General features: G+C 68.9%; 17 protein-coding genes. 8 read left to right on the top strand and 9 right to left on the bottom strand.

From position 1 onward, the window contains the following. Positions 1-89 precede the first annotated feature (89 nt). Complete coding sequence (locus ABD357_RS26550; protein ID WP_344393478.1) at positions 90-1,166, top strand: RecB family exonuclease; 1,077 nt, start codon at positions 90-92, stop codon at positions 1,164-1,166. Between the two features lie 14 nt (positions 1,167-1,180). Next, a complete protein-coding gene (locus tag ABD357_RS26545) occupies positions 1,181-1,852 on the top strand; it encodes a response regulator (protein WP_016639462.1) in 672 nt (223 codons plus the stop codon). A gap of 88 nt (positions 1,853-1,940) precedes the next feature. Here ABD357_RS26545 and ABD357_RS26540 read toward each other — a convergent pair whose 3' ends face one another. From ABD357_RS26540 to metH, 4 genes are all read right to left on the bottom strand, one after another. Next, positions 1,941-3,524, bottom strand: a complete 1,584-nt coding sequence (locus tag ABD357_RS26540) for an ABC transporter substrate-binding protein (RefSeq protein ID WP_344393477.1) — start codon at positions 3,522-3,524, stop codon at positions 1,941-1,943. A gap of 107 nt (positions 3,525-3,631) precedes the next feature. Continuing rightward, positions 3,632-5,236, bottom strand: coding sequence for an ABC transporter substrate-binding protein (locus ABD357_RS26535; RefSeq protein ID WP_344393476.1), 1,605 nt, complete (start codon positions 5,234-5,236; stop codon positions 3,632-3,634). A 471-nt stretch (positions 5,237-5,707) separates the two neighbouring features. Continuing rightward, positions 5,708-6,403, bottom strand: coding sequence for an HAD family hydrolase (locus ABD357_RS26530; RefSeq protein WP_344393475.1), 696 nt, complete (start codon positions 6,401-6,403; stop codon positions 5,708-5,710). Positions 6,404-6,608: 205 nt separating this feature from the next. Further along, positions 6,609-10,127 carry a methionine synthase gene (gene metH, locus ABD357_RS26525; protein WP_344393474.1) on the bottom strand — a complete coding sequence of 1,173 codons (3,519 nt, stop codon included), beginning with the start codon at positions 10,125-10,127 and terminating at the stop codon, positions 6,609-6,611. Positions 10,128-10,409: 282 nt separating this feature from the next. On the opposite strand from metH, the gene ABD357_RS26520 reads away from it, so the two are divergent. The 6 genes from ABD357_RS26520 (at position 10,410) to ABD357_RS26495 (ending at position 17,620) form a co-directional block, all read left to right on the top strand. After that, a complete protein-coding gene (locus ABD357_RS26520; protein ID WP_344393472.1) occupies positions 10,410-11,174 on the top strand; it encodes an IclR family transcriptional regulator in 765 nt (254 codons plus the stop codon). Between the two features lie 308 nt (positions 11,175-11,482). Further along, positions 11,483-12,271: an MIP/aquaporin family protein gene (locus tag ABD357_RS26515; RefSeq protein WP_344393471.1), complete on the top strand. Its 789-nt coding sequence runs from the start codon at positions 11,483-11,485 to the stop codon at positions 12,269-12,271. A 116-nt stretch (positions 12,272-12,387) separates the two neighbouring features. Further along, positions 12,388-13,926 carry a glycerol kinase GlpK gene (gene glpK, locus ABD357_RS26510; RefSeq protein ID WP_344393469.1) on the top strand — a complete coding sequence of 513 codons (1,539 nt, stop codon included), beginning with the start codon at positions 12,388-12,390 and terminating at the stop codon, positions 13,924-13,926. Between the two features lie 60 nt (positions 13,927-13,986). Next, positions 13,987-15,621, top strand: a complete 1,635-nt coding sequence (locus ABD357_RS26505) for a glycerol-3-phosphate dehydrogenase/oxidase (protein ID WP_344393467.1) — start codon at positions 13,987-13,989, stop codon at positions 15,619-15,621. A gap of 171 nt (positions 15,622-15,792) precedes the next feature. After that, on the top strand, positions 15,793-16,464 hold the full coding sequence (locus tag ABD357_RS26500) for a FadR/GntR family transcriptional regulator (RefSeq protein ID WP_344393466.1): 672 nt from the start codon (positions 15,793-15,795) through the stop codon (positions 16,462-16,464). Between the two features lie 157 nt (positions 16,465-16,621). Then, entirely contained in the window at positions 16,622-17,620 is a 999-nt protein-coding gene (locus ABD357_RS26495; protein ID WP_344393465.1) for a PAC2 family protein, read from the top strand. Positions 17,621-17,697: 77 nt separating this feature from the next. Here ABD357_RS26495 and mshC read toward each other — a convergent pair whose 3' ends face one another. The 5 genes from mshC to ABD357_RS26470 form a co-directional block, all read right to left on the bottom strand. Further along, positions 17,698-18,927 (bottom strand): cysteine--1-D-myo-inosityl 2-amino-2-deoxy-alpha-D-glucopyranoside ligase, encoded by a 1,230-nt coding sequence (gene mshC, locus ABD357_RS26490; protein WP_344393464.1) that lies wholly within the window; start codon positions 18,925-18,927, stop codon positions 17,698-17,700. Positions 18,928-19,037: 110 nt separating this feature from the next. Then, positions 19,038-19,850 carry an SCO1664 family protein gene (locus ABD357_RS26485; RefSeq protein ID WP_344393463.1) on the bottom strand — a complete coding sequence of 271 codons (813 nt, stop codon included), beginning with the start codon at positions 19,848-19,850 and terminating at the stop codon, positions 19,038-19,040. Further along, positions 19,814-20,404 (bottom strand): DUF3090 domain-containing protein, encoded by a 591-nt coding sequence (locus ABD357_RS26480; protein WP_344393462.1) that lies wholly within the window; start codon positions 20,402-20,404, stop codon positions 19,814-19,816. The genes ABD357_RS26485 and ABD357_RS26480 overlap by 37 nt, the downstream gene beginning before the upstream one ends. A gap of 99 nt (positions 20,405-20,503) precedes the next feature. Beyond that, positions 20,504-21,190 carry a histidine phosphatase family protein gene (locus ABD357_RS26475; protein ID WP_344393460.1) on the bottom strand — a complete coding sequence of 229 codons (687 nt, stop codon included), beginning with the start codon at positions 21,188-21,190 and terminating at the stop codon, positions 20,504-20,506. A 134-nt stretch (positions 21,191-21,324) separates the two neighbouring features. Beyond that, positions 21,325-22,113 carry a ferritin-like domain-containing protein gene (locus tag ABD357_RS26470; RefSeq protein ID WP_344393459.1) on the bottom strand — a complete coding sequence of 263 codons (789 nt, stop codon included), beginning with the start codon at positions 22,111-22,113 and terminating at the stop codon, positions 21,325-21,327. Between the last annotated feature and the right edge of the window lie 192 nt (positions 22,114-22,305).

The following is a 22,305-nucleotide window of genomic DNA, read 5'->3' as shown; positions in this document are numbered from 1 at the left end:
CGGCACCCCCACTGTTTCCCGGCCGTTGTGCACATCCTGCAGGTCACTGTGTGTGGCGTTGTCAGTGGCGGGCCGTAAGGTCTGTCGTCATGGAAACCAGTACCGACGACGGTGTCGCGCGACCGGACAGCGGCACGGGCTCCGGCACCTCGTCCAAGGCCGCTGCGGCCGTGCCCCCGGCCTCGTTGTCGCCCTCGCGTGCGGGTGACTTCATGCAGTGTCCGCTGCTGTACCGGTTCCGGGTGATCGACAAGCTGCCCGAGAAGCCGAGCGAGGCGGCTACGCGCGGCACGCTGGTGCACTCGGTCCTGGAGCGGCTCTTCGACGCCCCGGCAACCGAGCGCACGGTGCCGCGCGCGAAGTCGCTGATCCCAGGTCAGTGGGACCGGCTGCGTACGGCGAAGCCGGAGCTGGCAGAGCTGTTCACCGACGCCGACGAGCAGGCGGCGGGCGAGCGGCTGGCGCGCTGGCTGGCCGAGGCCGAGCAGCTTGTCGAACGCTGGTTCACGCTGGAGGACCCGACCCGCCTCGAACCCGCCGAGCGCGAGCTGTTCGTGGAGGCCCAGCTCGAGTCGGGCCTGAAGTTGCGCGGCATCATCGACCGGGTCGATGTGGCGCCGACGGGCGAGGTGCGGATCGTCGACTACAAGACGGGCAAGGCGCCAAGACCGGAGTACGCCGAGGGCGCGTTGTTCCAGATGAAGTTCTACGCCCTGGTGGTCTGGCGGCTGAAGAAGGTCGTCCCGCGCCGCCTCCAGCTCGTCTATCTCGGCAGCGGTGACGTCATGACGTACGACCCGGTGGTCGCCGACCTGGAGCGGGTCGAGCGCAAGCTGCACGCGCTGTGGGACGCGATCCGGCTGGCCACCGAGACCGGCGACTGGCGACCGCGTCCCACCAAACTGTGCGGCTGGTGCGACCACCAGGCGGTATGCCCGGAATTCGGCGGCACTCCCCCGCCGTATCCGCTCCCCGTCAGGGCACCAGACCCGGACTCGACCGGAGGTCCGAGGGGCGCCGCCCGCGAGACGCAGCCGCTCCCCCTCAGGGCACCAGACCCGGACTCGACCGGAGGTCCGAGCGGCGCCGCCCGCGAGACGCAGGCGCTGCCGGTCAGGGCGCCCGACCCGGGCGGAGCCCAACAGGGCAGAATGGGGCCGGACTAGCGAAGGAGACTTACGTGGCCATCCGTGTCCTACTGGTCGACGACCAGCCGCTGCTGCGAACCGGCTTCCGGATGATCCTGGAGGCGGAGCAGGACATCGCGGTCGTCGGCGAGGCCGGAGACGGGCTCCAGGCACTCGACCAGGTACGTGCCCTGCAGCCCGATGTGGTTCTGATGGACATCCGTATGCCGCGGATGGACGGTGTCGAGGCGACCCGGCAGATCACCGGCCCCGGCCGGGACGGACCCGCGAAGGTCCTGGTGCTGACCACCTTCGACCTCGACGAGTACGTGGTGGAAGCACTGCGTGCGGGCGCCAGCGGCTTCCTGCTCAAGGACGCTCCGGCCAACGAGCTGGTGCAGGCGATCCGCGTGGTCGCCGCGGGCGAGGCGATGCTCGCGCCGAGCATCACACGGCGGCTGCTCGACAAGTACGCGGGGCATCTGCCCTCGGGCGACGAGCCGGTGCCGGACACCCTGCACACGCTGACCGAGCGGGAGGTCGAGGTGCTGAAGCTGGTGGCCCGCGGCCTGTCGAACGCGGAGATCGCCGCGGACCTCTTCGTCAGCGAGACCACGGTCAAGACACACGTGGGCCACGTCCTCACCAAGCTGGGCCTGCGTGACCGCGTACAGGCGGCGGTGTACGCGTACGAGAGCGGACTGGTGCGCCCCGGCGCGCAGTGACCGACCGCGCACCCGTATACGGCGATGGCCGCCCTCTTTTCCGAAGAACAGGGGCGGCCATCGCCGTATACGCACAACCGTCAGACCGTCAGTCCTTGCTGATCTCCCAGAAACGGAACACGGTCGACGCGTCGAGGCAGTACTCCAGGCCGTACACGTTGTCGCGGACGACCGCGTACTGCTTGGCCTGCCAGATCGGGAGGACCGGGACTTCCTCGGCGACGATGTCCTGGAGCTGCCCGTACTGCTGCTCGGTCGAGGAGCGGTCGCTCAGGGCGGCGGTCTCGGGGATGAGCTGCCCGGTGACCGTGGAGTTCGTGTAGCCGTTGCCGAGCACGTTGCCCTCGCCGAAGAACGGGGCCGTGAAGTTGTCGGGGTCGGGGTAGTCCGGCACCCAGCCCTTCACGTACACGCCGTACTTGCCGGCCTCGATGTCCTTCTCGTACTGGTCGTAGGCGACCGACTTCACGCTCGCGTCGAACAGGCCGCTGGCGTTGAGCTGTTCGGCGATCGCCTCGAACTCCTGGTCCGTGGACGGGCCGTAGCGGGTCGGTGTCGACCAGAGGGTCAGCTTCACTTTCTCGGTGATGCCGTCGGCGCGCAGCTCGTCCTCGGCCTTGGTGCGCGAGGGGCGGGCGCCGTAGGTGTCGAAGAAGGCCGTGTTGTGGCCGGTGACACCGGCCGGGATGATCGAGTACAGCGGTGTCGCCGTGGAGTCGTAGACCTCCTCGACGAGAGCCTCGCGGTCCAGGAGGTGGGCGATCGCCTTGCGGACGCTCAGCTGGCCCGCGACCGGGTCCTGGGTGTTGAAGACCAGGTGCTGCACCTCGGCGCTGGAGCCCTCGATGACGTCGATGCCCCGGCTGGTGGCCGTGTCGTTCTCGATGTCCGCGACGTCCTGGGCGGCGAGACCGCGGTAGGCGACGTCGACCTTGGTGTCGGTGAGGGCCTTGCGCAGGCGTGAGCGGTCGCCATGGAAGAACTTGAGGGTCACGCCGGAGTTCCGCACGTCGGCGTTGCCTTCGTAGTTCTCGTTGACCGAGAACACGGCCTCGTCCTCGCTGAAGGAGTCGAGTTGGTACGGGCCCGAGCCGATGGCCTCGCCGTCCTCGCGCAGCCCGTCCGCGTCGTACTCCTGGTGGTTCACGATCGAGCCGGCGCCGGAGGCGATCTTGCTGGGGAAGGTGGCGTCGGAGACCTTCAGCTGGAAGACGACCGTTTTCTCGTCCGGCGTCTCGACCTTGTCGAGCATGGGGAACATGATCGCGGGGCCGTCGGCGTCGTTGATCTTCATCATGCGGTCGAAGGAGAACTTGACGTCCTCGGAGGTGAGTTCGTCACCGTTGCTGAACTTCAGACCGTCGCGCAGGGTGCACTCGTAGACCCTGGTGTCCCCGTCCGTGAAGGAGCACGACTTCGCGGCTTCCGGCTCCGGTTCCGTGCCGCCCTTGGGGAAGCTCAGCAGGGACTGGAAGACGTTGTTGAACAACAGCCAGGAACCCGGGTCGTAGCCCGAGGCGGGGTCGGTGGCCAGGACGTCGTCGGTCATCCCGATGACGACGGACGAGCCGGTGCCGCCGGAGTCACCCGACTGGGAGCCGCAGCCGGTCAGCAGAGTGCCGGCCAGCGCTGTCGCTATGGACAGAACCGGCCATGTGGTGCGCATTTTCACGTACGTGTGCCTTGTCGTCGGTCTGAGAAATCCCAGGTTTGCGGAATCGGGAGAAGTCCGGTCAGCCGCTTTCGCCGTGCGGGGTGGGCTGCTGACGGCGCGGTGGGTCAGCTGCCGGCGCCGCGGCCCAGCTCCCAAAGCTGGAGCGATGCGGTGGAGTTGAGGGTCCGTTCGGCGCCGGTGACATCGTCCCGGGCGGCGATGTACTGCTTGCCCTGCCACAGCGGGAGCACGGGGACGTCCTCGGCGACGAGGGTCTGGATCTCCTCGATGCTCCGCGACGCGGTGAGCCGGTCGGCCTGCCGACGGGACTCCGGGATCAGGGTGTTACGGATCTCGGGGTTCGCGTAGGGCGAGCCGATGGTGTTGTTCTTGTCGAGGAACGGCGCGAGGTAGTTGTCGGCGTCGGGGAAGTCCGGGAACCAGCCCATGCCGTAGACCTCGTACTTCCCCTTCCGCTCGTTCGGCTGGTACGTCGCCCACTTCTCGCCCTTGATGTCGACCTCGAACAGTCCGCTGTCGTTCAGCTGCTTCTTCAGCAGCTCGAACTCCTCTTTGGTGGCGGGCCCGTAGTGGTCGTCCGTGTAGTGCAGGGTCAGTTTCACCGGCGTGGTGACGTTCGCCTCGGACAGCAGGGCCTTTGCCTTGGCGGTGTCGGGCTCGCCGTACTTGTTGAAGAACGAGTTGGCATGGCCGGTGACGGTGGTCGGCACCATGGAGTACAGCGGTTCGGCGCCGGTGCCGTACACATCGGAGACGAGTTCACCGCGGTTGATGACCTGCGCCATCGCCTGGCGGACGACCTTGGACTTCACCGACGGGTCGTTGGTGTTGAAGCCCAGGTAGTGGATTTCCAGGCCGGGTTGCTCGATCAGGTCGATGCTCGTGGACTTGGCGTTCTGGAGCTTTCTGATCTGCGCGGGCGTCATGGTGCGGGTCATCACGCTGATGTCGCCCTTGTCGAGCGCGGTACCCATGGCGTCGGCGCCGGCGAAGGAGCGCAGCTCGACCTTTTCGTTCTTCACCTTCAACTGCCCCTGGTAGCCGGGGTTCTTGGTGAAGACGGCGTTCACGAGTTCGTCATTCTTGACCTCGGCCTTGAGGGTGTACGGGCCGGAGCCGTCCACGGCGAAGCCGTCGCGCAGCTTGTTCTTGTCGTAGGCGTCGGGGTTGACGATGCCCGCGACCGGCGTCGACAGCTTGAACGGGAATGTGGCGTCGGAGGTCTTGAGGTGGAAGATCACCTCACGGTCGCCCTTGGTCTCGATGGTGTCGATGTTCGAGAGCAGGGCGAAGACTCCGCTGTCGGCCTGGATCCGCAGCGCGCGTTCGATGGAGAACTTCACATCGTCCGCGGTGATGGGCTCGCCGTTCGCGAACTTGAGGCCTTCGCGCAGGGTGCACGCGTACCGCTCGTTGCCGGAGTCGCTGAAGCCACAGCGCTGGGCGGCCTCGGGCTGGGGGTCGCCGCCGCCGTCGGGCAGGGTCATCAGCGTCTGGAGGGTCTGCCTCAGCACGTTCCAGGTGCTGACGTCGTACGCGTAGGCCGGGTCCAGTGGCGCGGGGGCATCCTTCGAGGCGGCGAACCGGTCGGTGGTGCCCACGACGATGGCGTCGTCGCTGCCGCCCCCGTTGCCGGACCCGCCACATGCGGTGAGGACCGGGGCGAGCAGGCCGATCATGGCCGGCAGCACCAAGGTCTTACGGTTCATGCTCGACGTTCTCCAGAGCTTTCGATCCGTGAACCGGCAGGCCGGGGTGTTGCAGGCGGGTCACGGGTGTTACGGCGATGTTCTCGCCATGAGATTAGTCCGCACCAGCAGGACATCTCGCCGTTACCGGAGTTGACTTCCCATCACGCTGCGAAACCGGCCGTGGACGCACCGAAAACCCGACACCGGAAGATTCGCGCACGGCTCCATCAAACGGGACACAAGGTCACGTCCTGTACTGCCGGTAAGAGGCTTACGGCATATCGCGGACCCTATGTCGACCGTGCTAGGGGTGGTGAACATCACAGGATCAACTGGGTTGAGTGGCATAGCTATTCAGCCATTCGGCGAATATTGAATTACCCAGATGGCCTGCACACGTAGTCGATTGCGGTTTTATCTCGCATTCAACTTTTCACGCAGGGTGGGCGGTCGGCACGTTCCCGTTCACAAGCAGTCCGCAAGCAGTGCTCAGAACGTCAGCAGACCGCGCAGGAAGGACAGGTCGACTTCTTCCAGCGAGGGCACGACGGTGCGCCGGGCGGCCGGGGTGATCGGTGCCACGGAGGGTACGGCCACCACATGGCAGCCCGCGGCCTCGGCGGACGCGATCCCCGTCGCGGTGTCCTCGATGACCACGCACCTGGCCGGGTCCGCGCCGAGGCCGCCTGCCGCGAGCAGATACGGGTCGGGGTGCGGCTTGGTGCGCTCGACCTCGTCCCCCGCGACGGTCAGCCCGAAGTTTCCCGGGCCGAGCGAAGTCAGTACGCGGTCGATGATGCGGCGGTGCGAGGCGGAGACCAGAGCCGTGGGGATTTCATGTGCGGCCAGTTCGGCGAGCAGCCTCGCGGCGCCCGGCATCAGCGGCAGGGAGCGGCCGATACGGTCCTCGAACCCGTCGTTCAGCAGCACCGTGAGCTCGGCGAGGGTGACGTCGGCTCCGGTGGCCTCGATGAGGAAACCCGCGCTGCGGGTCATGGGACCGCCGACCACGACATGACGCCAGGAGTCGTCGAGCCGGTGGCCGAGGCGCGCGAACACCTCGACCTCGGCGTCCCACCAGAAGCCCTCGGTGTCCACCAGGGTTCCGTCCATGTCGAGGAGCACGGCCTGCAAGGCGGAGCCTTCGGCCGTACGGGTACCGAGTGCGGGAACCGTACTGGTCATCCGGGCACACCTCCGAGAGGGACGAGAAGGCCGGCTCCTGGTGAGGAACCGGCCTGCGCTGGACCGACCAGTGTACGACTCTCGCAGCGGAAACGCTGCGTTTAACGGAGGTGTGCGAGGGCACACTGTAGGCCCGCCGTGGGGCCATCTCAGGGTGCCCTCGCAGCCGGTGCGTGTGCCCTCGCGAGCTCGCCTCAGTCTCAGCTCATCGAGCGTTGAAGTACTTCGCCTCGGGGTGGTGAATGACGATCGCGTCCGTGGACTGCTCCGGGTGGAGCTGGAACTCCTCGGACAGCTGGACGCCGATCCGCTCCGGCTCCAGCAGTTCGGCGATCTTGGCGCGGTCCTCCAGGTCCGGGCAGGCGCCGTAGCCGAGCGAGAAGCGGGCGCCGCGGTACTTCAGCGCGAACATGTCCTCGATGTCGGCCGGGTCCTCACCGGCGAAGCCGAGTTCGGAACGCACGCGCGCGTGCCAGTACTCCGCCAGGGCCTCGGCCAACTGCACGGACAGGCCGTGCAGTTCGAGGTAGTCGCGGTAGGCGTCGGAGGCGAACAGCTTCGCCGTCTCCTCGCCGATCCGGGAACCGACGGTGACGACCTGGAGGCCGACCACGTCCGTCTCGCCGGACTCCTCGGGGCGGAAGAAGTCGGCCAGGCACAACCGGCGGCCACGGCGCTGACGCGGGAACGTGAAGCGTGTGCGCTCGTTGCCCGCCTCGTCCAGCAGGATCAGGTCGTCGTCCTTGGACACGCACGGGAAGTAGCCGTAGACCACGGCCGCTTCCAGCAGGTTCCCGGTCTGCAGCTGGTCCAGCAGTCCCCGCAGCCGCGGCCGGCCCTCGGTCTCCACCAGCTCCTCGTACGTCGGCCCGTCGCCCGTACGCGCCTGCTTGAGGCCCCACTGGCCCTTGAACAGCGCGCCCTCGTCCAGCCAGGACGCGTACTCCTTGAGCTGGATGCCCTTGATGACGCGGGTTCCCCAGAACGGCGGCTCCGGGATGGGGTTGTCGATGGCCACGTCGGAGCGGACCGCGCCCTCCTCGGGGCGTTCCTCGACGACGGTCTGGGCGGTGGCCCTGACCCGACGCTGCTTCAGCTCGGGCAGGGACGCTCCCGGCACACCCCGCTTGACGCCGATCAGCGCGTCCATCAGCCGCAGGCCCTCGAACGCGTCGCGGGCGTAGCGGACTTCGCCCTCGTAGATCTCGTGCAGGTCCTGTTCGACGTACGCCCGGGTCAGGGCCGCCCCGCCGAGGATCACCGGGTAGTCGGCGGCCATCTTGCGCTGGTTGAGCTCCTGCAGGTTCTCCTTCATGATCACCGTGGACTTGACCAGGAGGCCGGACATGCCGATGACATCGGCCTTGTGCTCCTCGGCGGCCTCCAGGATCGCGGAGACGGGCTGCTTGATGCCCAGGTTGACCACGTTGTAGCCGTTGTTGGACAGGATGATGTCGACCAGGTTCTTGCCGATGTCGTGCACGTCGCCGCGCACGGTGGCGAGCACGATGGTGCCCTTGCCGGCCTCGTCGCCCTCGACCTTCTCCATGTGCGGTTCGAGGTAGGCGACCGCGGTCTTCATCGCCTCGGCGGACTGGAGCACGAACGGCAGCTGCATCTGGCCGGAGCCGAACAGCTCGCCGACCACCTTCATGCCGTCAAGGAGCGTCTCGTTGACGATGTCGAGGGCCGGGCGCTCCTGGAGTGCATCATCCAGGTCCTGTTCGAGGCCGTTCTTCTCGCCGTCGATGATGCGGCGCTTGAGGCGCTCGTCCAGCGGCAGTGCGGCCAGTTCCTCGGCACGGCCCGCCTTCAGGGACTTGGTGGTGGCGCCCTCGAACAGGGCCATGAGCTTCTGGAGCGGGTCGTATCCCTCGGCGCGGCGGTCGTAGATCAGGTCGAGGGCCGTCTGGACCTCTTCCTCGGTGAAGCGGGCGATCGGGAGGATCTTCGACGCATGGACGATCGCCGAGTCCAGGCCCGCCTTGACGCACTCGTCCAGGAAGACCGAGTTGAGCAGGACGCGGGCGGCCGGGTTCAGGCCGAAGGAGATGTTCGACAGGCCCAGCGTGGTCTGCACATCCGGGTGGCGGCGCTTGAGTTCGCGGATCGCCTCGATGGTGGCGATGCCGTCCTTGCGGGACTCCTCCTGGCCGGTGCAGATGGTGAAGGTCAGGGTGTCGATGAGGATGTCCGACTCGTGGATGCCCCAGTTGCCGGTCAGGTCGGCGATCAGCCGCTCGGCGATCGCGACCTTGTGCTCCGGCGTACGGGCCTGCCCCTCCTCGTCGATGGTCAGCGCGATCAGCGCGGCACCGTGCTCCTGCGCGAGCTTGGTGACCTTCGCGAACCGGGACTCGGGGCCGTCGCCGTCCTCGTAGTTGACCGAGTTGATGACCGCCCGGCCGCCCAGCTTCTCCAGGCCGGCCTTGATGACGTCGACCTCGGTGGAGTCCAGCACGATCGGCAGCGTGGAGGCGGTGGCGAAGCGGCCGGCCAGTTCCTCCATGTCGGCGACGCCGTCGCGGCCCACGTAGTCCACGCACAGGTCCAGCATGTGGGCGCCCTCGCGGATCTGCTCGCGGGCCATCTCCACGCAGTCGTCCCAGCGGCCCTCCAGCATGGCCTCGCGGAACTTCTTCGAGCCGTTGGCGTTGGTGCGCTCACCGATCGCCATGTATGCGGTGTCCTGACGGAACGGCACGGTCTGGTAGAGGGAGGCGGCACCGGGCTCGGGCTGCGGGTCGCGCTCGGCCGAGGCCAGATCCCGTACACGCTCGACGACTTGGCGCAGGTGCTCGGGCGTCGAGCCGCAGCAGCCGCCGACCAGTGAGAGGCCGTAATCGCGTACGAAGTTCTCCTGGGCGTCGGCCATCTCGGGCGCCGTCAGCGGGAAGTACGCGCCGTCCTTCGTGAGGATGGGCAGCCCGGCGTTCGGCATGCACATCAGCGGCGTACGCGAGTGGCGGGCCAGATAGCGCAGGTGCTCACTCATCTCGGCCGGGCCGGTCGAGCAGTTCAGGCCGATCAGGTCGATGCCGAGCGGCTCCAGGGCGGTCAGCGCCGCACCGATCTCCGAACCGAGCAGCATGACGCCGGTGGTCTCGAAGGCGAGCGAGCAGATCAGCGGCACGTTCACGCCCACGGCATCCATCGCGCGGCGCGCACCGATCAGACTTGACTTGGTCTGCAGCAGATCCTGCGTGGTCTCCACGATCAGGGCGTCCGCGCCACCGGCGAGCAGGCCCTCGGCGTTCTGCTGGTAGCCGTCACGCAGTACGTCGTACGCGATGTGGCCGAGCGACGGCAGCTTGGTGCCCGGGCCGATCGAGCCGAGGACCCAGCGCTGGCGACCGTCCTTGGCGCCGAACTCGTCGGCGACCTCGCGGGCGATCCGGGCGCCCGCCTCGGACAGCTCGAAGATCCGGTCGGCGATCTCGTACTCGCCGGCAGCTGAGTGGTTCGAACCGAAGGTGTTCGTCTCGACGCAGTCGACGCCGACGGAGAAGTACTCCTCGTGGACGGAGCGGACGATGTCGGGGCGCGTGACGTTCAGAATCTCGTTACAGCCCTCGAGGTTCTCGAAATCCTCGAGCGTCGGGTCCTGGGCCTGCAGCATCGTGCCCATGGCGCCGTCGGCCACCACCACACGGGTGGCGAGCGCCTCACGTAGGGCGGCGATGCGGGTCCGGCTGTCGGAGGAAGGGGTTGGCGACGAGGCCATGAAAGGGCTCCCTGTTGTGCGACGGCTGTCGGCTATGCGGCTCCCGGCGGAGGACGCACCCAGCCAGGGTAGCCGGGAGCGGGTTCGGAGGGTCAGGGGAGTCCACGGGACGGACGGGCGTTGCGGGCGCGGTCCCGGTGAGGTTCCGTCCGGGACCTATGACCACAACTGACGGCCACCCATTAGCGGGAGGTCGGCAACGACCGATAGTGTTCAGCATTGTCGAACGGCGGCACCGGAGCCCGCATGTCGACGGTCGAAGGGGACGGAGGCAGGACTGCGATGGCACGGAACATCCAGTCGCTCGAACGGGCGGCCGCGATGCTGCGGCTCCTCGCGGGCGGTGAGCGACGGCTCGGCCTGTCGGACATCGCCTCCTCGCTCGGTCTCGCCAAGGGCACCGCCCACGGCATACTCCGCACGCTCCAGCAGGAGGGCTTCGTCGAGCAGGACGCCGCCTCCGGGCGCTATCAGCTGGGCGCGGAACTGCTGCGGCTCGGCACCACGTATCTGGACGTCCACGAGCTGCGGGCGCGTGCCCTCGTCTGGACCGACGATCTGGCCCGCTCCAGCGGCGAGAGCGTCTACCTGGGGGTCCTGCACCAGCACGGAGTGCTGATCGTGCACCACGTCTTCAGGCCCGACGACAGCCGTCAGGTCCTGGAGGTCGGTGCCATGCAGCCGCTGCACTCCACGGCCCTGGGCAAGGTGCTGTCGGCGTACGACCCGGTGGCGCACACCGAGGTCCTGGAGGCCGAGCGCAAGGAGTTCACGGCGCGGACCGTATGCGAGTTGGACGCCCTGGAGGAGGTCCTGGACCTCACGCGCGCGCGTGGCTTCGCGGCCGACGTGGAGGAGACCTGGGAAGGCATAGCGTCCGTCGCCGCACCCATCCACGACCGGCGGCGGATGCCGGTCGGTGCGGTGGGCGTCACCGGGGCCGTGGAGCGGTTCTGCTCGAACGGGGAGCTGCGTCCCGAGCTGATCGCGGCGGTACGGGACTGCGCCCGCGCCGTGTCGCGGGACCTGGGCGCCGGGCGGTTCTGAGCGTCCGCAGAAGACCAGCAGGGCAGAGGGCCGGGGCATCGACGGTGGATTCGTCGATGCCCCGGCCCTCTGTCGATCAGTAACGATCACGGGGTCTGCGAGAGATTCGGCAACAGGGCTCTTGACGTGCCGCCGAGCCTGGGGCAAGACTCGCGTCCATCGGTCGGCATTGTCGAACACCTACCGGCAATACGCGCTAGAGTGTGGCAACGCCAAGGGCCGGCATCGCTCTCATCCTTGAGGGCACGGACCACCGGAGGGACCCGGGGTTCGGCTTTCCCCCTGGACGAAGGACAAAGGAGTCGCGGGTGTCCAGCTCCGACATCTTCATCGGCGAGACCATCGGTACCGCCATACTCATCCTCCTCGGCGGCGGGGTCTGCGCCGCCGTCACACTGAAGGCCTCCAAGGCGCGTAACGCCGGATGGCTCGCCATCGCCTTCGGGTGGGGCTTCGCGGTACTCACCGCCGTCTACACCTCGGCACCCCTCTCCGGTGCCCACCTGAACCCCGCCGTCACGCTCGGCATCGCCATCAAGGATGGCGAATGGGGCGACGTCCCCACCTACTGGGCGGGACAGCTCCTAGGCGCCATGATCGGCGCGGCGCTGGTCTGGGTCGCGTACTACGGACAGTTCCACGCCCACCTCACCGACCGCGAGATCGTGGGCGGCCCGGGCGCGCAGGACACCAAGTCCGTCGAGGCGCGGGAGGCGGCGGCCGGCCCCGTGCTCGGCATCTTCTCCACCGGTCCCGAGATCCGGATCGCCGCGCAGAACCTCGCCACGGAGATCATCGGCACGGTCGTGCTGGTGCTCGCGGTCCTCACCCAGGGCCTTAACGACAGCGGCAAGGGCCTCGGCACCCTCGGCGCGCTGATCACCGCGCTCGTGGTCGTCGGCATCGGCCTGTCGCTGGGCGGTCCGACCGGGTATGCCATCAACCCGGCCCGCGACCTCGGCCCGCGTATCGTGCACGCCCTGCTGCCGCTGCCCAACAAGGGCGGTTCCGACTGGGGCTACGCCTGGATCCCGGTCGCCGGTCCGCTGATCGGCGGAGCTGTCGCCGCAGGTATCTACAACGTCGCTTTTGCTTAGAGCCGTGCGGCCTCGGGGGCCGTACGTTCACTTGTAGCCGCGAGCGAGCCGTAAACCAGCGCAGTAAGCCAGCCCCTCAGACCGCCTCTTTGACCACGGAATTTCAGGAGCACACCGTGACCGACGCTCACACCGCAGGTCCCTTCATCGCCGCCATCGACCAGGGCACCACCTCCAGCCGCTGCATCGTCTTCGACCGGGACGGCCGGATCGTCTCCGTCGACCAGAAGGAGCACGAGCAGATCTTCCCCAAGCCGGGCTGGGTCGAGCACAACGCCGCCGAGATCTGGACCAACGTCCAGGAGGTCGTGGCCAGTGCCATCGAGAAGGCCGGCATCACCCGCGACGACATCAAGGCCATCGGCATCACCAACCAGCGCGAGACCACGCTGCTGTGGGACAAGAACACCGGTGAGCCCGTCCACAACGCCATCGTCTGGCAGGACACCCGTACCGACGCCCTCTGCAGGGAGCTCGGCCGCAATGTCGGCCAGGACCGTTTCCGCCGCGAGACGGGCCTGCCGCTCGCCTCGTACTTCGCAGGTCCGAAGGCCCGCTGGCTGCTCGACAACGTCGAGGGCCTGCGGGAGCGCGCCGAGGCCGGCGACATCCTCTTCGGCACGATGGACTCCTGGGTCATCTGGAACCTCACCGGCGGTGTCGACGGCGGACACCACGTCACCGACGTCACCAACGCCTCCCGCACCCTCCTCATGAACCTGCACACGATGCAGTGGGACGACAAGATCTGCGAATCCATCGGCGTTCCGATGCAGATGCTGCCCGAGATCCGCTCCTCCGCCGAGGTGTACGGCGAGATCACCGGCGGCAAGCTGGGCGACCTGCTCGGCGGCATCCCGGTCGCCTCCGCGCTCGGCGACCAGCAGGCGGCCCTGTTCGGCCAGACCTGCTTCTCCGAGGGCGAGGCCAAGTCCACGTACGGCACCGGCACCTTCATGCTGATGAACACCGGTGACAAGATCATCAACTCCTACTCGGGCCTGCTCACCACGGTCGGCTACCGGATCGGCGACCAGGCGCCGGTCTACGCCCTGGAGGGCTCCATCGCCGTCACCGGCGCGCTGGTGCAGTGGATGCGCGATCAGATGGGCCTGATCAGCACGGCCGCAGAGATCGAGACCCTGGCCTCGTCGGTGGAGGACAACGGCGGCGCCTACTTCGTCCCCGCGTTCTCCGGCCTCTTCGCCCCGTACTGGCGCCCCGACGCCCGCGGTGTGATCGCCGGCCTGACCCGGTACGTCACCAAGGCGCACATCGCCCGTGCCGTGCTGGAGGCCACCGCCTGGCAGACCCGTGAGATCAGCGACGCCATGACCAAGGACTCCGGCGTCGAACTCGCCGCCCTCAAGGTCGACGGCGGCATGACCTCCAACAACCTGCTGATGCAGACCCTCTCGGACTTCCTGGACGCCCCCGTGGTGCGCCCGATGGTTGCCGAGACCACCTGCCTCGGCGCCGCCTACGCCGCCGGTCTCGCCGTCGGCTTCTGGAACAGCACCGACGACCTGCGCGCCAACTGGCGCCGGGCCGCCGAGTGGACCCCCAACATGGCCGCGGAGATCCGCGACCGCGAGTACAAGAGCTGGCTCAAGGCCGTGGAGCGGACCATGGGCTGGCTCGAGGACGAGAGCTGACGAGCGCCTGCGAGAGCTGACGAGCGCTCCGAGAAGCTCTGACAAGGAGTAAGAATCCGCATGACCAGTCAGTCCACCCTGCAGTCCGTACCTGCCCTCGGTACGCGCCCGGCCTCCGGCTCTGCTGTCTTGCATTCAAAAGCAGTGAGCCGCGCCGAGACCCGGGAGCGGCTCTCCAAGGCGACGTACGACCTTCTCGTCATCGGCGGCGGCATCCTGGGCATCTCCACCGCCTGGCATGCCGCGCAGTCCGGGCTGCGGGTGGCGCTGGTCGACGCCGGCGACTTCGCCGGTGCCACCTCCTCCGCGTCCTCCAAGCTGCTCCACGGCGGTCTGCGCTATCTGCAGACCGGCGCGGTGAAGCTGGTCGCGGAGAACCACTTCGAGCGCCGTGCGGTCTCCCGCCAGGTGGCCCCCCACCTGGCGAACCCGCTCACGTTCTACCTCCCCGTGTACAAGGGCGGGCCGCACGGCGCGGCGAAGCTCGGAGCGGGCGTCTTCGCCTACTCCGCGCTGTCGGCGTTCGGTGATGGTGTCGGGCACCTGCTCTCGCCGTCGAAGGCCGCGCAGGACGTGCCCGAGCTGCGTACGGACCACCTCAAGGCCGTGGCCGTGTACGGCGACGACCAGATGAACGACTCCCGGATGGCGCTGATGACGGTCCGCGCGGCCGTCGAGTCGGGCGCCGTCGTACTGAACCACGCCGAGGTCACCGGGCTGCGCTTCACCAAGGGCCGGGTGAGCGGCGCCGAGCTGCGCGACCGTCTCGACGGCAGCGAGTTCGGGGTGTCGGCCCGCCTTGTGCTCAACGCGACAGGGCCGTGGGTCGACCACCTGCGCCGGATGGAGAACGCGAACGCGGCGCCTTCCATACGTCTGTCGAAGGGCGCACACCTCGTCCTCAAGAGGACGTCGCCGTGGAAGGCGGCGCTGGCCACCCCGATCGACAAGTACCGCATCACCTTCGCCCTCCCCTGGGAGGACATGCTGCTGCTCGGTACGACCGACGAGGCCTATGAGGGCGACCCCGCGGACGTCGCGGTCACCGAGAAGGACATCGCGCAGATCCTGGACGAGGCCGCCTTCTCGATCCGTGACCAGCAGCTGTCCCGTGACCTGATCACGTACTCCTTCGCGGGTCTGCGCGTCCTGCCCGGCGGGCCCGGCGACACCTCGAAGGCCAAGCGGGAGACGGTCGTCACCGAGGGCGCGGGCGGCATGCTGTCCGTCGCGGGCGGCAAGTGGACGACCTTCCGCCACATCGGCCGTACGGTCATGAAGAAGCTGGAGTCGCTGCCGGGCCGTCCGCTCGGCGAGGACTTCGAGCCGGTCTCCGAGCTGCCGAAGAAGCTGCCGCTGCCGGGCGTCGCCAACCCGCGCGCGGTCGCGCACCGCCTGCTCGTCGACCACCCGGCACCGGGTCCGCGCATGGCACCGGACACCGCCAGGCACCTGGCCACGCACTACGGCTCGCTGGCCTTCGACATCGCCCGCCTCGCGAACGACGCTCCGGAGCTCGCCGAGCGTGTCCACCCGGACGCCCCGGAGATCTGGGCGCAGGTCGTCTACGCCCGGGACAACGAGTGGGCCGAGACGGCGGACGACGTGCTGCGCCGCCGTACGACGCTGACGATTCGCGGGCTCGCGACGGACGAGGTCCGCGGCAAGGTGCAGGAGCTTCTCGACAAGAAGTAGGGGAGACTCACTTCCTTCCGAGGGGCGGCGTCCATTCAATGGAGCCGCCCCTCCCCCGTGTCGTACATGGCGTGGATGCTCGTCCCGCACGGGCCTCACCAGGGCCGTCGAGGCCCCATAATGAGACATCGGATGTCTGAGCGACATATCTGATCGACAGGGAGGCCCGCCATGGCAGTCACCGATGAGGCGATCGAAAAGATCAAGGAAATGATCGTCTCCGGCGCGCTGCGCCCCGGCGACCGGCTCCCCAAGGAGAGCGAACTCGCCGCCGATCTGGGCCTGTCCCGCAACTCCCTGCGGGAGGCCGTACGGGCGCTCTCCCTGATCCGCATCCTGGACGTACGGCAGGGCGACGGCACGTACGTCACCAGCCTGGACCCGCAACTTCTGCTGGAGGCGCTGAGCTTCGTCGTCGACTTCCACCGCGACGACACGGTCCTGGAGTTCCTGGCCGTACGCCGCATCCTGGAGCCGGCCGCGACCTCGATGGCCGCCCTGCGTATCAGCGAGCAGCAAGTCGACGCGCTCACGGCCCAGCTGGACGCACTGGGCGCCGCGCCCTCGGTGGAGGAACTCGTCGCCTGCGACCTGGAGTTCCACCGCGGCATCGTGCAGAGCTCCGGCAACTCCGTGCTCTGCTCGCTCCTCGACGGTCTCTCCGGGCCCACCACCCGGGCCCGGATCTGGCGTGGGCTGACCCAGGAGGACGCGGTCAGCCGCACCCTGCACGAGCACCGCGCGATCCTCGCGGCCCTGCGCGACCGCGACGCGGAGGCGGCCCGCTCCTGGGCGACGGTGCACATCGCGAGCGTGGAGCAGTGGCTGCGCAGCACCCTGTGAGGAACGGGCGATCACAGCTCGGATGACTGGGGGGTGTTCCGGGGTGGCGAACGGGGCAGTGATGCGTTCACTCCCCCATGCAAGGGGGCTGCGGGCGCCCCGCGCGCACGCCGTAAGGTTGGGGCGTACGTGAGGGCACGTCGGAAGGAGGCGCTGGGTGATCGAGCTCGAGGGGGTTCCCGAGCTGGTCGACCCGGTCATGGTGGCCGCGTTCGAGGGCTGGAACGACGCCGGCGACGCCGCTTCCACCGCGGTCGCGCATCTCGACAGGGAGTGGAAGGGCGAGGTCTTCGCGGCGCTCGACGCCGAGGACTACTACGATTTCCAGGTCAACCGGCCCACCGTGTGGCTGGACGGCGGCGTACGCAAGGTCACCTGGCCGACGACCCGGCTCTCCGTGGTCCGGGTCGGCGGCGAGAAGCCGCGAGACCTGGTCCTGGTCCGCGGCATCGAACCGTCCATGCGCTGGCGCTCGTTCTGCAACGAGATCCTGGGCTTCGCCCATGAGCTCGGCGTGGAGCTGGTGGTGATCATGGGCGCCCTGCTCGGCGACACCCCGCACACGCGTCCGGTCCCGGTCAGCGGCGTCACGTCCGACGCGGACCTGGCCCGCACCATGGACCTGGAGGAGACCAAGTACGAGGGGCCGACGGGCATCGTCGGCATCCTCCAGGAAGCGTGCACGCACGCGGGCGTACCGGCGGTCTCCTTGTGGGCGGCCGTGCCGCACTACGTCTCGCAGCCGCCGAACCCGAAAGCGACGCTGGCCCTCCTCAACCGCCTGGAGGACCTCATCGACCTGCGTATCCCGCTGGGCGAGCTGCCCGAGGACGCGCGGGCCTGGCAGTTGGGCGTGGACCAGCTGGCCGCGGAGGACAGCGAGGTCGCCGAGTACGTGCAGTCGCTGGAGGAGGCCCGGGACACCGCCGAGCTTCCCGAGGCCTCGGGCGACGCGATCGCCCGCGAGTTCGAGCGCTATCTGCGGCGGCGGGACGGCAACGGCCCGGCGACGGGCCAGGCCGGCGGTCATGCCACGGAGAGCGGCGACCCCGCTCCGTTCCTGAGGGACAACCCGGGCGGCCGTCCCCGGCCGCCGAAGCCGCAGCGACCGGGGGCCGATGACGAGGGCTCGGCTGACGACTCGTCGGAGGACTGAACCGAAAGAGCGGAACCACGGGGGCGGTGCGTACGCGACGCACCGCCCTCGGTTGCTTCTGAACCTGCTCGGCAGCCTTACAAGGCCACCCCGAGGAGCGCGTCCACGGCACGCGATACGACACCGGGGGCGCCCTCGTCGCTGCCGCCCTGTTCCTGCTGGAGGGCCGCCCAGCGGTCGACGGCGGCGAGCGCGGCGGGCGCGTCCAGGTCGTTCGCGAGGGCCTCGCGGATCTCCTCGACGAGCGCGTCGGCGGGCGGTCCGTCGGGCCGGGACACGGCGGCCCGCCAGCGCTCCAGACGCGCGAGGGCGTCCTGGAGTACCTGGTCGGTCCACTCCCAGTCGGCCCGGTAGTGGTGCGAGAGCAGGGCGAGCCGGATGGCCGCCGGGTCGACTCCGTCGCGCCGCAGCTTCGACACGAAGACCAGGTTGCCCTTGGACTTCGACATCTTCTCGCCGTCGAGCGCGACCATGCCGGCGTGCACATACGCCTGCGCGAACGGGAACTCACCGGTAAGCGCCTGTGCGTGCGAGGCGCCCATCTCGTGGTGCGGGAAGGCGAGATCGGAGCCGCCGCCCTGAACGTCGAAGCCCATGCCCAGGTGGTCGAGGGCGATCGCGACGCACTCGATGTGCCAGCCGGGCCGGCCCCGGCCGAGCGAGGCGCCGTCCCAGCTGGGCTCGCCCTCCCGGGCGGCCATCCACAGCATCGGGTCGAGCGGGTTCTTCTTGCCCGCCCGCTCCGGGTCACCGCCGCGCTCGGCGGACAGCAGCCGCATCGCGGCGGCGTCCAGCCCGGACACCTTCCCGAAGTGCGGGTCCGCCTCCACGGAGAAGTAGACGTCGCCCTCGAGTTCGTACGCGGCTCCGGCGTCGCGCAGCCGCTCGACGAGCGGGACGATCCCGGGTATCGCCTCGACGGCGCCGATGTACTGCTTCGGGGGCAGCATCCGCAGGGCGGTCATGTCCTCGCGGAAGAGGGCGGTCTCCTTCTCGGCGAGCGCCGCCCAGTCGACGTCGTCCCGGGCGGCGCGTTCGAGAAGCGGATCGTCGATGTCCGTCACGTTCTGGACGTAGTGAACCTGCCGCTTGGTGTCGAGCCACACGCGCTGAACGAGGTCGAACGCGTTGTAGGTCGCCGCGTGACCGAGGTGGGTCGCGTCGTACGGAGTGATGCCGCAGACGTAGATACGGGCGACGGGTCCGGGATCGAGGGCGATCAGGCCCCCGGTCGGGGTGTCGTGGATCCGGAGGTCGCGGCCCTGTCCAGGCAGGGCGGGGACCTCAGAAGCGGGCCAGGCATACATGTCTTGAGCCTAACCGGACGCATCATCCGTATACGAACCGCATCGGGCCCGGTGGCCGTGAAGGCCCTCTTGCGCACGCGGCTGCCGTGTGCGTCGCCGTGCCGGCCGTACTACACGGGCGGCCACGGGATCGCGGGCCACTCCCCCGAGGGCTCCGGGTGCCGTCCCGTGGTGAGCAGATCGGTGACACGCGCGCGCGTGGCGTCCAGTTCGGCCGGAGTGATGAGCTCGGCCAGCCGCAGGCCCAGCGTCCCCTCGAGGGCGTCCTTGAGTCCCCCGAGAACGTCGACGGCCTCAGGGGTGAGCTTCTCCCCCGCCCAGCCCCACAGCAGCGTGCGCAGCTTGTTCTCGGTGTTGAAGGTCACCCCGTGGTCGATGCCGTACAGCCGCCCCTCGGCGGTGGGCAGCAGATGCCCGCCCTTGCGGTCGGCGTTGTTGATCACGGCGTCGAGCACGGCGAGTCTGCGCAGCCGCTCGTCGTCGGCGTGCACGAGTAGCGCCGTACGCCCCTGACCGACCTCGGCGAACCCGATGGCCTTCCAGCCCTCGCCGGGCTCCTCGCCGTCGACCAGCGCGAGCAGCTCGGCACCGGGCACCGGCTCGATCCACTGCTGGCACATGCCCTCGCCGTACGGCCCGTCGCGCAGCACGGTGGCGGGGACGAGCCCCCAGCCGGTCGCCTCGGACACCTCGTACGCGGCGACCTCCCGCTGGGCGAGGGTCCCGTCGGGGAAGTCCCACAGCGGACGCTCACCGGCGACCGGCTTGAAGACGCAGGACTCGGTGCGGTCCTCGTACGTCACATCGCACAGGAGGACCGCGTTGGAGGCTTCACGCACCTGGCCGCGCACCGTCAGCTCGCCCTCGGCGAGCAACTCGGCCGTGCTCACGCCTCGCGGCGGTATCCGTTCTGGCGCGGACATACGTGTCCTTCCGGATCGAGCGGGAGACTGCACAGCGGGCAGGGCGGCCGTCCCGCGTTGACGACGTCGAGGGCGCGCTTGGCGAAGGCCCTGGCCTGTGCGCCGGTGAGGCGGACCCGGAGCATCGGCGGGCCGTTCTCCTCATCCTGCAGGAGCCTCTCCTCGGCGGCGGCGAGGTCCTCCTCGGAATCGGCGTCCAGCTCGACGAGGGCCTGCGCCTCGACGATCATGCGCTGTTCGTCACCGTCCCAGGCCAGCGCCATGGTGCCGACCCGGAACTCCTCCTCCACGGGAGTCTCCAGAGGGGCGGTGTCGGAGACCTCCGTCGGGGCCACCGCCGGGACGGCCGCACTGCCTCCCGTACGTCGTACGACCTCGTCGAGAAGCTCGTCCATCCGCTCGGCGAGCGCCGCCACCTGCGTCTTCTCCAGAGCCACGCTGGTCACCCGGGGCCCGGCGACGGCCTGCAGGAAGAAGGTACGGCGCCCGGGCAGCCCGACCGTACCGGTTACGAAACGGTCCGGTGGGTCGTAGAGGAACACCTGACGGGACACGTCCTGTCTCCATTGGATCGAGTGCTTCTGCCATCGACTGCGTGTGCTGCCTGCAACTGCTGCGCTGCTTCGACCGCTTCACCCTACTGCGGCCGACGATCACGGTGCGCCCGCACTGCCACCGACCGTGGCGTCACCGCCCGGGGGCTCCTCATGCGGTGCGAGGGAGGCGAAATCGCCGGTGTCCCCGAGGCGTACGAGAAACGGCCGCAGCCGTGTGTAGCGGATCGCGGTGATGGAACACGGTTCTACGGAAATCCGCTGGAAGAGATCCAGATGAAGCCCCAGTGCGTCCGCGACGAGGGACTTGATGATGTCGCCGTGGGAGCACATGAGATAGACGGCGTCGGAGCCGTGATCGCGCTCCACGCGCGCGTTCCACTCGCGTACGGCTTCGGCGGCCCGGGTCTGCATCGCCCGCATGGACTCGCCGCCGGGGAACGCCGCGGCGGACGGATGCGTCTGTACGACCTCCATCAGCGGCTCGTCCATCAGCTCGGCGAGCTTGCGCCCCGACCAGTCGCCGTAGTGGCACTCCCCGATGCGTTCGTCGGTGTGCGCGCGCAGTTCGGGCCGGGCGTCGAGCAGGGGGCGCAGGGTCTGCTGGCAGCGCTCCAAGGGGCTGGTGACGACCTCGGATATCGGCAGCCCGGCGAGCCGCCCGGGCAGCTCGGCGGCCTGTTCGGCGCCGCGCTCGTCGAGGGAGACGCCGGGCGTCCACCCGGCGAGCAGTCCCTCGGTGTTGGCGGTGGAACGTCCGTGCCGGACAAGGATCAACGTGGGCATGCGGCCCAGCGTAAGCCGCCTCCGGGATGTGCCCCGGTTCGGGAGGCGGTCCCGGAGTACCGCGGGTTCACTTGTCGGGCTCCACGCGCGCGTGCCCTGTACTCGCGTTGTGCACGAGCGCGTGTCTCACGCCGTTACGCGAACTCGGGTGCCGCCGATGCCGGCCCGCCCAGGGCGTCGCGGCGCTCGGGCATCTTCAGGGAGACCATGCGGCGCCAGCCGCCGAGCCGCTCGTACAGGTAGACGGCGTGGATACCCGCGGCGAGTACGCCGGACTTGGCCTTCGACCAGCCGAGGATGCGCCCCATGTTGGCCATCACGGCGAGGCTGACGTCCCGGTAGATGCGGATCTCGACGAGCGCGCACTCGCGCAGGGTGCGCTGGATCATCCGGCCGTGGCCCGCCGCCGCGAGGCGAAGCAGTTCCTCGTGGCAGTACGCCAGGTGGTTGTCCTCGTCGATGGAGATCATCTTGACCGCCCGACCGATGCCGGGGTGGTCGGCGAAGTGTTTGCGCAGGAGCTCCATCTCCTCGGAGGCGCGCTGTTCGGTGACCCTGCTGTGCGCGAGGTAGGTGACGATGTCCTGGACGGTGAGCGCCTGGTCGCCTTTGAGCTTCTCGTGGGCGAGGCCGATGCCGTTGTTCTCCAGGAGCATGGTGTAGTCGGTGGCGGGCGGGACCTCGACGGGTTCGAGTCCGCGCTTCTTCATGAGGGCGTTGAAGATGCGCCCGTGCTTGTCCTCGTCGGCGCCGTGGCGGGTGATCTTGGGTGCGAGCGCGCGCTCGCTCTCCGGTACGAGTGCCGCGATGCGCGCGTTCTCCCAGCCGCCCTGTGACTCCCCGCTGGCGGCGATGGAACAGAAGAGCTGGAACGACTCGTCGTTGTCGACGATCTCCTGGAACAGACTCTTGGCCGAAAGCATCACTGCCCCTTCCATGCAGAACTCCGCAAAGAACGAGTCAAATGCGCTGTCAGGGGCGCGGCAACACCTGTGTCGGACAAATCCGCCGAACGATGGACGCCCAGGGCCTTAGCGACGCGTAACCACGGGCACCGTCGGCGCGTTGTTCCCCGTGACGGCCGTGGCGGGGTCGACCCCCGAGCCCCCACCACG

This window comes from Streptomyces vastus, from assembly GCF_039532825.1.
Taxonomy (GTDB): Bacteria; Actinomycetota; Actinomycetes; order Streptomycetales; family Streptomycetaceae; genus Streptomyces; species Streptomyces vastus.
This window is presented reverse-complemented; position numbering and strand designations above follow the sequence as displayed.